The organism is Streptomyces sp. NBC_00353 (genome assembly GCF_036108815.1).
Classification (GTDB): Bacteria; Actinomycetota; Actinomycetes; order Streptomycetales; family Streptomycetaceae; genus Streptomyces.
Genome location: NZ_CP107985.1, coordinates 9,388,977 through 9,403,616, shown reverse-complemented (window position 1 = coordinate 9,403,616; position 14,640 = coordinate 9,388,977). Strand labels below are relative to the sequence as shown.

The window sequence follows — 14,640 nt, the reverse complement described above, 5'->3', positions numbered from 1 at the left end:
CAGCGACTTCTGTCCCGGATCGGCTACCGCTTGATCACCCTGAGGACTAGGGCAACCGGCCGGCCCTCGCGCCTTGGGGCGGTGTCTACCTGGGAGCGGGACGACCGAATGGCCAAGTCAGAGGAGGTGGCGGCGGGACCGGGTGCCAGGGCTTGGTCAGCGGATGACGTCGAGGACGTTCTTCTGGAGGCCGTTGGGGTACGTCTCGTGTTCGACCAGCTTCAGCTTCTGCGCGTCCTTGTCCGTAGTGCTGAACAACCGCTTGCCCGCGCCGAGCAGCAGCGGATAGACGACCAGGTGGTAGCGGTCGATCAGGCCTGCGTCCGAGAGGCTGTGGTTCAGCGAGGCGCTGCCGTGCATGATGATCGGGCCGCCCTCGGTCTCCTTCAGGGCGGCGACCTCCTCGACTGAGCGCAGGATCGTGGTCTCACCCCAGTTCGAGACCAGGTCGTCGTCGGTGAGAGTGGTGGAGACGACGTACTTCGGCATCGCCTTGTAGTCGGCGAACTCCTCCATGCCCGGCCACACCGGGCTGAACGCCTCGTAGCTGACCCGGCCCATCAGGATCGCGGTGGCTTCCTTCTGCTCCCGCCCCTTGATCTCAAATGCATCGGGGACGAACTCGACGTCCTTGAAGGTCCATCCCGAGTTGCGGTAACCGGGCTCGCCACCCGGGGCCTCCACGACGCCGTCGAGCGAGATGAAGGCGGTGCTGATCAGGGTACGCATGAGTCTTCCTTGCTGTCTCGTGTCGATCTTCGATTGCTTGCGGCTGTTCCGTCGCTGTCGGGATCTGCGCTCCCGCCGAACGGGCGGCCCGGTCCCCGGGTCCGGGCATACGGATGTCAGGCGAGGAGTCCGGTCAGCCACTGCTGCCAGGCTGCCTCAGCCCGCTCCGTATCCGGCCCGAACAGGTGATGGAACATCAGCGCCACGCCGGAGCCGTGGTGGAAGGTGTAGATCCCGTCGGCGGTACGGACCTCGGTACGCTCCTCGTCCGCCCAGACCACTTCGCCGTCCAGCGGCGCCAGACCGGCCGGCTCGGCGTGCACCCGCGCACCCACGTCGACCGGCGTCGGCAGTGACAGCCCACGAACGAGTGCCGCCCGGACCTCCTGCGGCGACTTCCCGCCCGCCGGTGCCACGGCGAAGACGGGGACCCCGGCGCGTCCCGGGAAGTGCGCCAGGTACTCGTGGAGCGTGTGGAGGTGGAAAGGCCAGCCGCGGCGCAGGGCGTCGTACTCGTCCTGCCAGTCGTCACCGAGCAGGCCGCTGTGGACGACGCGGAGCACGGTGCTGCCGCGGCCCCGTCCCTCGATCAGGTACTCGAAGGCCATGAACCGGCCGTCCTCGCCGGTGGACGTGCGGGTCGCGAAGCGCTTGCCGGGCTCATAGGCGGTGATCACCGCCTCTTCCCGGTGGCCCCCGGTGTCCATGGCGGCGACGCCGCCCTCGCGCGCCTCCACTTCGTTGCGGCCCATGAACCAGGAGTCGATCCCCGGTCCTGTCGCGATCGCCTCCCAGACCTCTTCCGGGCTCGCCGGCAGGGTCGTCTCCAGCTCAATCTCGAACGGGTGCGTCATGGTCGGTCTTCCTGTCCTGCTTCGGATTCGGTCTGGTTCGTTCCCCCGGCCTCCTGCCGCGGGCCGGCCGTGCTCACCGGAGGGCCGGGCTGCGGCGCGGGGATCTGGTGGAGCCCGACGATCACGCGGTGGGTCCGGCCTCCTGGGGCGGACTCGTCGTGGTAGCGGCCGACGAGGGCCGCCACCGACTGGGCCAGCTCGTCGGCGAAGGCCATCCGGTCGGTCGCGGAGGCGAATCGCACCTCGGCGTCGATGCCGAAAGTGGCGACCCGCCGCCGGGCTCGGGCGGCACCGCTCAGCAGCGTCCCGACCTCCTGCACCAGACGGGCACCCAGCGCCAGCAGCCAGCGGGCGGAGAGCTGGTCGGGAGAGCGGGAGGGGTCCGGGCTGACGGCGGCCAGAGCGCTGGGGGAGATCACGTAGGAGGCGGCGGTCGCGCGGTACACCCGCTCTGTGACGTTGCCCTTGCGTCGTTCCTCGGCGAGCTCGACCAGCCGGTGACGCTCCAGCTCCTTCAGGTGGTAGTTGACCTTCTGCCGGGGCAGCCCCAGGCGGACGGCCAGCATGGCGGCCGAGCCGGGCTCGGCCAGGGCGGCAAGGATCCGGGACCGTATCGGGTCCAGGGACGCCTCGGCCGCGGCGGGTTCTTCGATCACAGCTACGTCCAGCACCACTCCAGAATCCAACCGACAAAAAATTTTGTCAAGACAGATTTTATTGTCGGTGTATCTCGGGTGGGGGTAAGGGCCTTCGGCACGGGCTGCCTGCTGGGCTGCTCAAGTGCCGACTGAAGTGCTCAGCGACATCCCTGTGACTGAGCACTCCAAGGGCTGTCCCCTTACTCCCTGATGGATCAGCGCGCGGCGTCAGATGCGGTGCATCGCAAGGCGGAGGGGCGTCCTCATACTGGGCGTATTCGGGTGTTCCGACAACGCAGCGAGGCAGCTCTCGTCGTCCGTCCGCCCGCCCGGGATTGCGGGACAACCCTTAGTTGGCCCGTCTGGCCAAGTAGGCGTTCAGCCCCGGGCCGTGTACATCGCGCCTGAGGCGCGGATCCGTTGCGATTGTTCAGGGCCGGTAGACCATCCCCGGCTGGGGCTTGGCAGGGGCGAGCAGTTGCGACACCGTGACGATGGTGTAGCCGCGCTGCTTGAGCGCCTTGATGATTCCTGGGACGGCAGGCACGGTCCCTTTGTGCAGGTCGTGCAGCAGGATGATGCCGTCGCGGTGAGTCTGGTCGAGCACCCGCTTGGTGATCAGGGCCGAGTCGGTCGTCTCGTAGTCCTTGGCCGTGACACTCCACAGCACCTGCGCCAGCCCCAAGTCCTGGCAGACCTTGGCCACCGTGCGGTTGGTGCGGCCCTCCGGCGGGCGCATCAGGATGGGCCTGGTACCGGTGATCTTCTCGATGGCGCCTTGTGTCCGGGTCAGCTCCTGACGGGCGTCGTCCACGTCGATGTCCGTCAAGTCCTCATGATTCCAGGTGTGATTGCCGATTTCGTGCCCCTCTTCCGAGATGCGGCGCAGGATCTCGGGGTACTTCGCGATGTGGCCCTTGCCCTGCACGAAGAACGTCGCGTGCAAATCCTCCTGCTTCAGGATGTCCAGCAGCCTGGGGGTCGTCAGGCTGGGACCGCCGTCGAAGGTGAGGGCCACACACTTCGCCTTGCGGCAGTCGACGTTCCCGGCCACCGATCCCGATGCCTTGCCGCGGGCGGCGCGCGGCGAAGTGTGATCGTAGGTCGTGACCGTCAGGGCCAGAATCAGCGCGACTGCCAGAACGGCAACCACGGCTGTTGCGACGGCGATGAGTATTCGAGGCCGTCGTATTCGCGCATTGAGGTGCATGGGAGACCTTTCCCTGGATCGAGTTGTTGCTGCAATTGGTGATTGATGACCTTCACGGCGCTCAGGTTGTTCTTCAGCCCGTGTGTTCCGTGGTGGCCATGGAGAGAGGGATGCTGCTGAATTACGCAGAAGCGACGGGATGGGCATGCCGGGTAACCACCGCCTGGCGCGACGCATCGCCCTCCGATCGGCAGACAGCGGGGCCCTTCTCTCAGATTTGAAAGCGCCTTCGTGAATCTCCGAGCTGTCCTGTACGAGCTGGGTCGCGATGAGGCATGCACCCGTTTGAACGGCTGGAAGTCCTTGGGCAGGTTCGCCCCCGAGCTGCCAAGAGGCCCTGCCGTTATGCGCCGACCACCGCGGGACCACCCGAACAGGAACCTTGTACGACTGAGCAAGCCTCTTGAGCGGTGAGCGGATCGCTTCTGAGTGGTCTCACCTCGCGCTACCGCGTGCGGTGAACCCCTGCCCAGGAGCGAGGTCTTGCAGGTGCACGTCAAGTGTCAGGCGATGCCTCAGCAGGCGTCCGAACCGATGCTCCACCCTTTTGTAGATGAGCGCGGCCAGACCCAGCATGCAGATGACGGACACCGCCATCGAAGGCAAAAGCCCCAGCCCCGGAACGGCCTTGATCAAGCCCTTGGCCAAGGGAATTCCGATGCTTTGGTGTACGAGGTAGAAGGGGTAAGTGAGCCCCCCGGCGGTGACCAGCCAACGCCATTGCAGTCCAGCCAACGGTCCGACACCGGCCAGCGCCAGCAGCCCGAGACAGAGTGTGAGTATGGTCGCGCACACGGCCCAGGAGGGCCGGCCCTCACTGCTGGACGTGGTGACATGGTCGGCCACCCGGAATTCGAGCACGGTGAGTTCGTAGCACCAGGCGAAACCCAGCAGAAGCCACAACAGGAGGTTCTGTCCGAACCTGCGCATGAGGTGGAGCACGATCCCGGCGACGAAGAGGCCGGTGTATCGGCTCAGTACGAATTCGTTGAGCAGTGGCGAGTGAACTTCAAGGGCGATGACACCGGCCAGGAGCCAGGCTCCACAGAAAGCCACCATCCGCCGATATGACAGCCCGGAGATGAGCAGCACGGCCATCAGCAGGTAGAAGCGAGCCTCCACCCAGAGTGTCCAGCTGACTCCGCTGACCAGTTCAAGCCCCAGTGGCCCCGGAACCATCGTCAGGTTTCCCAGGACTGTACGAGGGTCGATGCGTGTGGCGGCAGGCCAATGACCTATCCGTGCGGCCAGGACGAGCACGACAACCAGGAGAACCGTGCACCAGTAGGCCGGGAAGAGCCGTGAGATGCGGGAGACGGTGAACTGTGCGGAAGTCCGCCCCCAGCAACTCATGCAGATGACGAATCCGCTGATGATGAAGAAGAACTCGACGCCGAGCCAGCCGTAGCGGCTGATCTCATGCAGGAACGGGGCAAGATCGCTGAGCTCGATCTCTCCCCAGAAGTGCGGGGTGGGCGTCCCCAGATAGTGATACCCAGCCACCATCAGCGCTGCCACCAGACGGAGCCCGTCTATTGCGGCCAGGCGCGTCTGCCCTCCCTGCGGTCGACTCGGGTCGATGGACCCACTCGACTGACTGCGGTCCTGGACCTGCAGTCCTGTTCCATGGCGCAGACTCATGCGACGCGCCCACTGTCCCGGAATCGGCCGTCGCATACGACGATCTCGCGGTCGGATTGGGCGGCCACCTGTGCCTCGTGGGCGCCCACCATGACCTTGCCGGGGTGGATGGGGAAGTCGCCGCCGTCGCGGGCGAAGGGCGAGCCATAGGCCTTGCGCAGCCCCTCGGCGCCGAGTCGGGAGCCGGTGGGAGCGGTCATCGGGCCGCCTCCTCGCGGAGCCCGTCGCGGCGGGCCGCGGTGAGTTCCAGCCGGCCCAGCTCGGCATCCAGGTGGAACAGGGCGTGGTCGCAGGTGAGTTGGTCGGCCGGCTCGCCCCCGCGCTTGTGCTCGGTGCGGGCTCGCATGCTGCGCAGGTGCTCCGCACACCGGGTGTCGAGGACGTCGGCGGCGCCAAGGTGGGTGGTCGACCGAATGTACGGCTCGGGCTTATCCGGCGTGGCGAGCCACTGCGGTACGTCGGTGATGCGGGCGTCGGTGATCGCGTAACGCTGCCGCTCGGGGCCGCCGCCCGCCCCGGCGCCGTCGACGACGCTGAGACCGTTCTTCAGCAGGCGGGACATCGTCGAGTAGCCCTGACCGCAGCGCGGGGGCCGGCCGTGACCGAACTTCTCGTCGAGGACCCGCTTCAGGTCGCGACCATGGCGCGGTCCGGACTCCAGGAGTCCCAGGAGGGTGTGACCTATGGACATGCACAGGACTATACACGCCGCGTATACATGCCATGTATACGTGGTGTGTATATGCCTCGGAGCGTGAGGAGCTGAGTTCTGCACAGTGGCCCTCGACGCCTACGCCAATGACGAAGGCACCCATGCCGCGGGCAACCGGGAGCGGAAGGGAGGACGCGTGGCCGAGCCTGACGCGCCGGCCGCGCTGCGCGCCACGGGACTCGGATTCCGGTACCGGACGCGGGGCGACAGGACCTGTGAGACTGCGAGTTCACCTTGCCCAGCGGCCGCATCACGGCCCTCGTAGGACGCAATCGGCACATCTGCGGGAGCTGGCGGCCTGCGCGGAAACCAGCGACGCCGCCGGCCAGGGCACTGCCTGGAACAACGTCGGGACCTCGCCGGCTCGCGCTGGCCGGCCGCCCTGCGAACCTGGCGCAGTTCGGTTTCAGGGAGCGTTCGACGGTACATCTCGGTCAACCCGTCGCCGCGACCACCGTCACGAACAGAAGAGACCCATACTCGCTGAGACAGGTCACCCGATGATCAGGGCGCCCGTCATGGCTTCGCGCCGCGGGGCACGACCATCTCGGTCAGCCGGGCAACACCCGGTTCCAGGTCCGACCAGGGGCCGAGCAGGTACAGCACGGCGATCGCGGACGTGGGGAACTTCGTACGCGTCTGCTCCAGGGCGTAGCCGTCCGCCTCACCGGCGAGCATCAGGACCAGGTCCTGCACGCCGGGGTTGTGCCCGACCAGCATCAGCGTCCGTACCTGCACCGGGATGTCCCGGACGACGCCGAGCAACTCCCCGGCGCTCGCCTGGTAGAGGCGTGCGTCGTGGGTCACCGGCGTGGTGGCGTCGAGCTCGTCCGAGACGAGGTCCCATGTCTGGCGGGTACGGCTGGCGGTGGAGCACACGACGAGGTCGGGAACGCAGTCGGCCTCGCGCAGCCAGCGGCCGGCCGCCGGGGCGTCACGACGGCCGCGCGGGGCGAGAGGCCGCTCGTGATCGGCCACGTCGTCGGGCCAGGCGGATTTGGCATGTCGCAGCACGACCAGGCGTCGGGAGTCGCCCGAGGTCATCGTGTCTCCTGGTGCTGGTGGCCGACCTCGCGCGCGAGGTCCAGCCCGAGGACGCGATCGAGATGGGCGAACGTCTCGAACTTGGCACCGGCCGGCACGTTCGCGTCCTTCTCCACGCTGCGCAGCATGTCCAGGACGGCGGGGACGCCAAGGTTGTCGGCGAGCGCGGCATGAGCCTGTCGCAGCAGGTCGGCAGGGATCGACCTGGATGGCTCCTGCGCCCAATCGGCCACCAGTTGCCGCCAGTGCCGCAGCGTCCGCCGGGCCTCGACGAGCGCGGCACCGGTGACCATGACTGGTGTGCGGTAGGCATGGCCGAGCAACAGCATCCTGACAGCCAGCGGATCGGTTCCCTCTGGGGCGGCTGCGTCCGGCGAGCCTGGGCCGCCCTCGTCCGGGGGCGCTGTGCCGACCTGGCCCACGTCGATCCGTACCCCGCCGACGCTGTCCTGCTGGTCGGCACCGTGCGTGAGCACGTGCACGTCGGCAGCGGCGCTCAGTGTCTCACTCGGGTCGTGAGCGCGGACGGTGGCGGGCGGGTGGATGCCGAGTACGGCCATGACCCGGTCGAGCGCCTGAACTTGCTCCTGCGGCAGGTCCGGCGCGGTGAGTACCGTCAGGGCCTGCAGGCCGTGCAGCTCAGCGGTGCGCGCCAGTACGTCGCCGAGCAGCAGCACACGCAGGTGCACCGCGCCGATCCCGTTGTCGATGACCGGCAGATGGACGCAGATGCGCAGGAGGTGGCGATGCGCGGAGGGAATCTCCACGAGGCGGCCGGTGCGGGCGTCGGCGATACACAACATGCTGCGGAGGCTAGTCGTGGAAACCTCCGGTACGCGGGAAGCCGGCAGAAGATGCCTCAGACATGGAACCCTGGGTTCGGTCGGTGCGGCCTCATCGCAGCCGTTTGCGTCCGGACGAATTGTCCATGGCCAAACGAACACCTGGGAAAGGCGCGGGGCCCGCGCGACTGTCCGCCGACCGGCTGCACACCGGCCGGCCCGGACCCTCCAACACCCCCATCCGGCTCGCCCGAGCACAGGGCACAGCCGTGGCCGGCGCACTGCTGGGATCCAGATCATCCCCGCGTTGCGCTCCGCCATCGAGGACGGGACGGCGAGCGCCGCCCTGCTGGCCGGCCTGGGCGGCACCACGAAGATCATCTACGCCGCCGCTGTAACTGACCGGCCGCCCATGAGACCGGGGTCCACCCCTACACCTGACGCGTTGAGGGCGGCCGGGCTCAGGCCGAACAGGGGATTGCGAAACCGGCCCCCGCGCGCGTAGGACGGTCTCACGACTTCCACGCAAGTACCTCTTCGCAGGTCAGGAGGGTGGGGCATATCGTTCTCCCGTGACCGGCCCTGTGCAGCGTTCGCTGCTGTTTCTCGATGTCGATGGACCACTCATCCCATTCGGCGCGGTGTCCCAGCTGTATCCGACCTGTGCGACGGGTCCTGAACCGCTGGGCGCCGTCGCGAATCCGCTCCTGACCAGGATCAATCCGGAGCACGGCCCCCGGCTGGCGGCGCTCCCGTGCGAGGTGGTCTGGGCGACGACATGGATGGCTGACGCAAACGAGTGCATCGCCCCCCGCATCGGTCTGCCGCAGTTGGCAGTGGTGGTCTGGCCGGAGCCGTCCCACATCGATGACCAGGACGAGCGGAACGGACTGCACTGGAAGACCCGTGCACTTGTCGAATGGGCTGCGGGGCGCCCATTCGCCTGGGTCGACGACGAGGTCACCGACATCGATCGGGCATGGGTTGCTGCCCACCACCAGGGACACGCCCTGCTCCATCGTGTCGATCCCCGCCATGGCCTGGTCGATAGCGACTATGCGGCTCTCGACTCGTGGTTGCGACAGCAAGTCTGATACTTGGTTGGAGAACGCGAGGAGAACTGCTGCCGGGATCGGTCCTTGTCGCGACCTGGCGGCCCTCACGCCATCGCAGCACAGAGGCGATCGCCGGGCTCCGGCGGTCACGGCGTGCCCGGCCACTGGCTGAAACCGCCCGGCGCACGGGCGACACTTGGGCCGCGCCGGGGCGCTGACGCGTCTGCACGGGGTGAGCGCGGCGAGGGGCACCCAGGCGCTGGTGGCGTCGGCGGAGAGGGCTCCAGTGCGCCCAGCCACTGAAGGTGACGATGGTCGAGGGCCTGGACGAGCTTCGCGTTGCCCGGCGCGGTGGTCGGCCGATGACGGTCTGGGCAGGTCATACGGCTCGGACGAGTTCTGCGCGGCCGCACAGCAGCAGGGCGTAGCCGAAGGGGAGCTGGGCAAGGACGCGGTCGAGGAGGCCGGCGAGGTGGGCGAGGACGGCTCCGGTGTCCCAGCGTGCGGTGGCCGGAGGGCCGCCGGTGCGGGCGGCGAGGTCCACGAATTCCCGCCGGTGAGCGGCTCAGCGTCGCAGATCTGGGCGGTGAAGGTGAAGGCGAAGGCGGCCTCGGTGGGGACATGGAGGCAGGCGGCCCGGACGGCGCGTTCGTCCCCTGTGAGCTGACGGCCGGGCAGTACCATCGTCACAAACTGTGACAAAAGCCCGTCGCGCGCCATGCCGTATTGCCAGCCGCTCGGGTTGGCCGAAGAGGGATGACTGGAACATGACTCGCGTCTCTACGCCGCCGGGGATGACGGGAAGGCACGCGTATACGAGCACGGAAAGAACCTTCTGCTGATCTGCCACTCCCCTGGCCCCTGGACCGCAAACGATGCCGTGCGGTTACGAACCTGCTGTCTATTCACCGGGTCGACCGACTAGGACGGAGATGGTCACGGCTCTTTCAAGAAACTGGATTCGTCGTTCTCCTGTTGACCGGAGTGACGGCGCCCCGGTCAGTGTGGCGCCGTCAGTAGCGCGGCGCTCTCTGCCGTTGAGAAGGGTATTCGTCGATGGACAGCGCGGAAGCGGCGCGTGCACGGGTGCTGACGGAGCTGATCGCTGCGAGTCATCTGATGACTTTGGAGCAGCTGCCCGGCACGGTGGCATCGCACGCTGCCGGGGTGGGCTGGCCTCAGGTGCTGATCTATCTGGCAGATCTGCAACAGGTTCGGCTGTACCTGCTGGCCGGCAACGTTCACGTCAGCCCCGGTGGCGCCGACGTACCGGATGAGTTGTCCGTTGAAGGGACCGTGGCGGGGCGGGCCTTCCAACTGGGGAAGGCCTTTCCGGCCTCGGCTTCTGCGAAGGGCCAGTGGTGGGTCCCGCTGCTGGACGGCACCGAGCGTCTGGGGGTGCTCCGGGTCGGCGTGCCGGGCGCACAGGTCGAGGCGGATGAGGATCTGAACAGGCTCGCCGGATTGATCGCCCTCCTTCTGGTGAGCAAGCGTGACACGAGCGACTCGTACTCCCAGTTGGTCCGCCGCCGGAGGATGGAAGTATCCGCCGAGATGGAATGGCAGCTGATGCCGCCGCGAACTTTCGCCACCGACCGCGTTTTGATCAGCGCGATTATGGAACCGGCCTACCAGGTCAGCGGAGATGCCTTCGACTACGCCCTGACCGGGGAGACCGTGCATCTGTCTGTCTTCGACGCCATGGGACACGACACCGCCGCCGGATTGACCGCGAACCTCGCGTTGGCGGCCGCTCGCAATCACCGCCGCCAGGGCTCTGACCTTCTGCAGACAGCGGAAGGCGTCGGTGAGGCCCTGACCGAGCAATTTGCGGGCAGCCGCTACGTCACGGGGATCTTGGCCGACCTTCACCTGGCCACCGGCGTACTGACCTGGACGAACTACGGCCACCACCCCCCGGTCGTCATCCGCGGCAACCGTACCCTCGTGCACCTGTCCTGCCCGCCCGCTCCCCCCATGGGAACCGGGCTGGACCGGCCCGGCACCCTACGCCGCGTCCAGCTGGAACCCAGGGACCGCCTGCTGCTCTACACCGACGGCATCACCGAAGCGCGCAACCGAGAAGGTCAGGAATTCGGCCTCAACGGCCTGACCGACTTCCTCATTCGTCACCACGCCGACGACCTCCCCGTCCCGGAAACGCTGCGCCGGCTGATCGGGCACCACCTGGATCACCACAGCGGCCGCCTCAACGACGACGCCACCGTGATGCTCGTGGAGTGGCACGGCCCAACCCCCTACCGACCCAGCCAGCTGCAGGCACTCGCGGGCCTGCCTCCCTCCACCGCCCCGGAGACGATCGCCTCCGCATGGGCCGAACAGCCCGCTGACGACGACGGCGCCTGACTCACGGCGCCAGGACCCGTCTCCGAAACCGACCGCCTACCCGCAGAGACGAGATGGCCAGCGCTCAAAGGGAGGGAACCCAGTACGCCAACGAGAGCGCCGATGAAGGAAGGTGGTGTGGAAGCCGATGAACAGGGTCCAGAAGTGGATCTCGCTGAGCAGTCCCCAGGGGCGGCATCTTCCAGCGCCGGAACGATGAGGATGAACTCGGACTGGCCAACAGCGCCGATGACTTGCCCAAGTTGCACGGCGCATTCGCCTGCCAAAGAGGCTGAGATCTCCGGAACCGCCATGCCGCTGCGGCAAAGCCCGGCGCGCGACACGCCGGAATCGGTGGTCAGACCCCATCCAGCCGCGTCACCAACCTCTCCGGACAACACAACCAGGGCCTGCTCAATGGTTCGGAGGACGGACTCGCCGAATGCGCCCCGGCCGGAGGGGACACGGAGACGCGTCGGCGACCCACGGGGGCGCCGACGCGTCGACATCGGATCAGGTCTGCTGTTCGCTGACGTTGACCATCCACGTGATACCGAACTTGTCCGCGCACATGCCGAACACGTCGCCCCACATCTGCTTCTCCAGGGGGACGGACACTGTGCCGCCGTCGGACAGCTTGTCCCAGTAGCCACGCAGTTCGTCCGCGTCGTCGCCGCTCAGGCTCACCGCGATGTTGTTCCCGGGTTTGTGTTCCGTCCCGGGCGGATTGTCGGCGCCCATCAGCGTGAATCCCCTGTCGGTCTCGAGCATGCCGTGCATGATCTTGTCGGCGTATCCGGGAGGTGCCTCGGAGCCGAAGCCGCCATAGGTGTGGACGGCCAGGTTGCCGCCGAAGACCTCTTTGTAGAACTCCATGGCTTGTTTCGCGTCACCGGAGAAGCTGATGTACGGGTTCAGACGAGAGGCCATATTCATTCCTTTCATGACGAATAGTCAGTGTGGGCAGCCTACGTGCGTCAGAGGCGAATTCGGATGACCTGCATCCACCCCACGGGCCGGAACGACCCAAGGCACCCCAATCACAGGACCCGTCGGACACTGCCCAAGCACAGGCCGCCAGAGCGCGGACGAGTCGTCACAATCCGCATGCGGCAGCCGTCCCGTGACAGCGGACCCCGACCGTTGTCACCGATCCCCGCCGGCACGGTGTCGCCCGAGTGGACGGGGCGTCCTCCATTCGGCTCGCAGTGATTGCTGGGGGCCTGCAGCAGCTGCGCCGGGCCGCACGCGCGGGCGTGGGCATGGGCCTTTAAGACTTCTACGGTCGGCTCGGCTGGAAGGAGATCGACCGGCGGCCCGGCGCGCTGCGGCCGGCCCAGGCGACGACCGCGACAAGATCTTGATGGCACTGACCCTCTGATCAGCCGAAGGCGGGTCAGTCGTGGGGCGGGAGGTTGCCGAGCTGGTGGTCGGCGACGCCGAGGGCCTCGTCGACCAGGCGCTTGAGGTGTCCGTGCCGCAGCGCGTAGATCACCCGACGTCCTTCCTTGCGGGTAGTAACCAGCCCGGCCAGACGCAGCCGGGCCAGGTGCTGGCTCGCCGACGGCCTCGCCACCCCGCACGCCTCTGCGAGCGTCGTCACATCCGCCTCCTCCTCGGCAAGGTGCTCCAGGAGGGCCAGGCGAGTGCGGTCGGCCAGCAGTCCCAAGACCTCCGCGGCCACGGTGAACCGCTCGCCCTCGTTGCGCGCTTGGGGGCCATGCGCACCCGATAGGTGCATGCGTGCACTCATACGCACACAATGGTGGAGTGAGCGGCCGGTGTCCAACGGGTCCGCTGTGGCGACCCCTGATCCGGAAGGTGTGTACTGCCATGAGCGAGCCGAGCCCGACCTCCCAGCCTCCCCGCCATGACCACAACCCGGGCAGTCACCGGAACGGGCAGGGGGACCACGCGCCGCACGGCAATCACGACCATGAACATGGCCCGGCCAGTGGCCACAGCCATGACCACGGTGATCACGGAACTGCGCACGACCACGGGCATCACGGTTCGGGCCGGTGGTCGCGGATCAAACTCCGGATCACACCCCACAGTCACGAGGCGACGGACAAGGTCGACTCGGCGATGGAGTCCTCCGCCGAGGGCATGCGGACGCTGTGGATCTCGCTGGCCGTACTCGGTGTCACCACCGTGCTCCAGGCCTTGATCTTCGCCCTCTCAGAATCGGTGGCGCTGCTCGGGGACACGGTCCACAACGCCGCCGACGCACTGACCGCCGTGCCGCTGGGCATCGCCTTCATCCTCGGTCGGCGGGCAGCGACCCGCCGCTTCACCTACGGCTTCGGCCGCTCCGAGGACCTGGCCGGCATCGCCATCCTGCTCACCATCACCGCCTCCTCTGCCCTGGCCGCCTACACCGCTATCGACCGCCTCCTGAACCCTCAGGACATCACCCACCTGTCCTGGGTGGCCGCCGGAGCGGTCATCGGCTTCATCGGCAATGAATGGGTCGCCCGCTACCGCACCCGTACCGGCCATAAAATCGGCTCCGCCGCCCTGGTCGCCGACGGCCTGCACGCCCGCACCGACGGCTTCACCTCCCTGGCCGTGCTGCTCGGCGCCGGCGGCGCCGCAATCGGCTGGCAGCTCGCGGACCCGATCGTCGGCCTGCTGATCACCCTCGCCATCCTCATGGTCCTCAAGCACGCCGCCAAGGAGGTCTTCCGCCGCCTCATGGACGCCGTCGACCCCGCCCTGGTCGACACCGCCGAAAACGCGCTTCGCGCTGTGGACGGCGTCCGCGACGTCGGGCAGGTCCGCATGCGGTGGATCGGCCACGCCCTACGGGCCGAGGCCGACATCGTCGTCGACCTCCAGCTCACCGTCCTGGAGGCGCACAGCCTGGCCGTGGCCGCCGAGCATGCCCTGATCCACGCCGTACCCAGGCTGACCGCCGCCACCGTGCACACCGACCACACCACCCACAGCGGCGACCCGCATGCCCCCCTGGCCCACCACGCGGGATGATGCCCGAACGGAATCCGGTCCGGGCCACAGCAACTTGATACGACCCGCGCCGGGTACCGGGCTGGGGTATCGTCGGCACCGCGCCCCCACGGGCGCGCTCGACGGCGTGAGAAAGGACCAGGCAGTGGCGGGCACCGGACAGAGGCGCAGGCGGGGCATCGCCCGACTGCTGGCGCTGTGCGCGGTCCTGCTCGGCCTGTTCCTCATGCATGGCGCCCCGGCGACTGCCGCCGAAGGCTGCCACGGTGCAATGTCCGCCGCCCCGATGTCCGCAGGCCATGACAAGGCCGTGATGGCGTCCGCGGCTCGCGCGTCTGTGACGCCTGCGTCATCACCGGTGATGACGCAGGCCGACGCTCAGCAGGCATCCGGCGCGTCGGAGATGGACGGGGCGACGTGCGTCTCGACTCCCGCCCGCGACCGGATCCCGCTGCCGCCGGGCGGCCTGCTGGCCGTCGTCGCGGTGCTGGCTGCCTCCTTCCTCGCGGTCCGACCGCCGGCCCTCGGCCGGACGGGGCGGCGCGGACCACCCCCACCGGGCGGGCGAAGTCTGCTGCTGACGGTGTGTATCGCGCGGACCTGACAGGCCCAGTGCCGGACCCCGGATGTTCTACCGGGCCCCTGGCGACGTGTCCTGC

Annotated in this window: 15 protein-coding genes and 1 pseudogene; 4 read left to right on the top strand and 12 right to left on the bottom strand. The window is 67.9% G+C overall.

The genetic code is table 11. The annotated features are described in order from the left end of the window. Positions 1–156 precede the first annotated feature (156 nt). The 9 genes from OHA88_RS42305 to OHA88_RS42265 form a co-directional block, all read right to left on the bottom strand. Positions 157–729 (bottom strand): dihydrofolate reductase family protein, encoded by a 573-nt coding sequence (locus tag OHA88_RS42305; RefSeq protein ID WP_328629505.1) that lies wholly within the window; start codon positions 727–729, stop codon positions 157–159. A gap of 116 nt (positions 730–845) precedes the next feature. Continuing rightward, positions 846–1,583, bottom strand: coding sequence for an SRPBCC family protein (locus OHA88_RS42300; protein ID WP_328629504.1), 738 nt, complete (start codon positions 1,581–1,583; stop codon positions 846–848). Beyond that, positions 1,580–2,254 carry an ArsR/SmtB family transcription factor gene (locus OHA88_RS42295; protein ID WP_328629503.1) on the bottom strand — a complete coding sequence of 225 codons (675 nt, stop codon included), beginning with the start codon at positions 2,252–2,254 and terminating at the stop codon, positions 1,580–1,582. The genes OHA88_RS42300 and OHA88_RS42295 overlap by 4 nt, the downstream gene beginning before the upstream one ends. Before the next feature lie 397 nt (positions 2,255–2,651). Beyond that, a complete protein-coding gene (locus OHA88_RS42290) occupies positions 2,652–3,431 on the bottom strand; it encodes a polysaccharide deacetylase family protein (RefSeq protein WP_328629502.1) in 780 nt (259 codons plus the stop codon). A gap of 435 nt (positions 3,432–3,866) precedes the next feature. Continuing rightward, a complete protein-coding gene (locus tag OHA88_RS42285; RefSeq protein ID WP_328629501.1) occupies positions 3,867–5,072 on the bottom strand; it encodes an acyltransferase family protein in 1,206 nt (401 codons plus the stop codon). Beyond that, a complete protein-coding gene (locus OHA88_RS42280; RefSeq protein WP_328629500.1) occupies positions 5,069–5,272 on the bottom strand; it encodes a hypothetical protein in 204 nt (67 codons plus the stop codon). The genes OHA88_RS42285 and OHA88_RS42280 overlap by 4 nt, the downstream gene beginning before the upstream one ends. Continuing rightward, positions 5,269–5,763 (bottom strand): PadR family transcriptional regulator, encoded by a 495-nt coding sequence (locus OHA88_RS42275; RefSeq protein WP_328629499.1) that lies wholly within the window; start codon positions 5,761–5,763, stop codon positions 5,269–5,271. The genes OHA88_RS42280 and OHA88_RS42275 overlap by 4 nt, the downstream gene beginning before the upstream one ends. Before the next feature lie 537 nt (positions 5,764–6,300). Then, positions 6,301–6,828 (bottom strand): SixA phosphatase family protein, encoded by a 528-nt coding sequence (locus tag OHA88_RS42270; protein WP_328629498.1) that lies wholly within the window; start codon positions 6,826–6,828, stop codon positions 6,301–6,303. After that, positions 6,825–7,631: a hypothetical protein gene (locus OHA88_RS42265; RefSeq protein ID WP_328629497.1), complete on the bottom strand. Its 807-nt coding sequence runs from the start codon at positions 7,629–7,631 to the stop codon at positions 6,825–6,827. Before OHA88_RS42265 ends, OHA88_RS42270 begins: the two co-directional genes overlap by 4 nt. Positions 7,632–8,182: 551 nt before the next feature. On the opposite strand from OHA88_RS42265, the gene OHA88_RS42260 reads away from it, so the two are divergent. Next, positions 8,183–8,704 (top strand): HAD domain-containing protein, encoded by a 522-nt coding sequence (locus OHA88_RS42260; RefSeq protein WP_328629496.1) that lies wholly within the window; start codon positions 8,183–8,185, stop codon positions 8,702–8,704. A gap of 340 nt (positions 8,705–9,044) precedes the next feature. Here OHA88_RS42260 and OHA88_RS42255 read toward each other — a convergent pair. Beyond that, positions 9,045–9,337 (bottom strand): annotated as a pseudogene (locus OHA88_RS42255) (DUF2267 domain-containing protein); the annotation flags it as partial. Between the two features lie 447 nt (positions 9,338–9,784). Here OHA88_RS42255 and OHA88_RS42250 point away from each other — a divergent pair. Then, complete coding sequence (locus OHA88_RS42250; RefSeq protein ID WP_328629948.1) at positions 9,785–11,032, top strand: PP2C family protein-serine/threonine phosphatase; 1,248 nt, start codon at positions 9,785–9,787, stop codon at positions 11,030–11,032. Positions 11,033–11,524: 492 nt separating this feature from the next. Here OHA88_RS42250 and OHA88_RS42245 read toward each other — a convergent pair whose 3' ends face one another. Beyond that, on the bottom strand, positions 11,525–11,941 hold the full coding sequence (locus OHA88_RS42245) for a VOC family protein (protein ID WP_328629495.1): 417 nt from the start codon (positions 11,939–11,941) through the stop codon (positions 11,525–11,527). A gap of 466 nt (positions 11,942–12,407) precedes the next feature. Further along, complete coding sequence (locus tag OHA88_RS42240) at positions 12,408–12,764, bottom strand: ArsR/SmtB family transcription factor (protein WP_267007370.1); 357 nt, start codon at positions 12,762–12,764, stop codon at positions 12,408–12,410. An 80-nt stretch (positions 12,765–12,844) separates the two neighbouring features. On the opposite strand from OHA88_RS42240, the gene OHA88_RS42235 reads away from it, so the two are divergent. Both OHA88_RS42235 and OHA88_RS42230 read left to right on the top strand, forming a co-directional pair. Continuing rightward, entirely contained in the window at positions 12,845–14,002 is a 1,158-nt protein-coding gene (locus OHA88_RS42235; protein WP_328629494.1) for a cation diffusion facilitator family transporter, read from the top strand. A 124-nt stretch (positions 14,003–14,126) separates the two neighbouring features. Next, positions 14,127–14,585 (top strand): hypothetical protein, encoded by a 459-nt coding sequence (locus OHA88_RS42230; protein WP_328629493.1) that lies wholly within the window; start codon positions 14,127–14,129, stop codon positions 14,583–14,585. Positions 14,586–14,640: the final 55 nt, after the last annotated feature.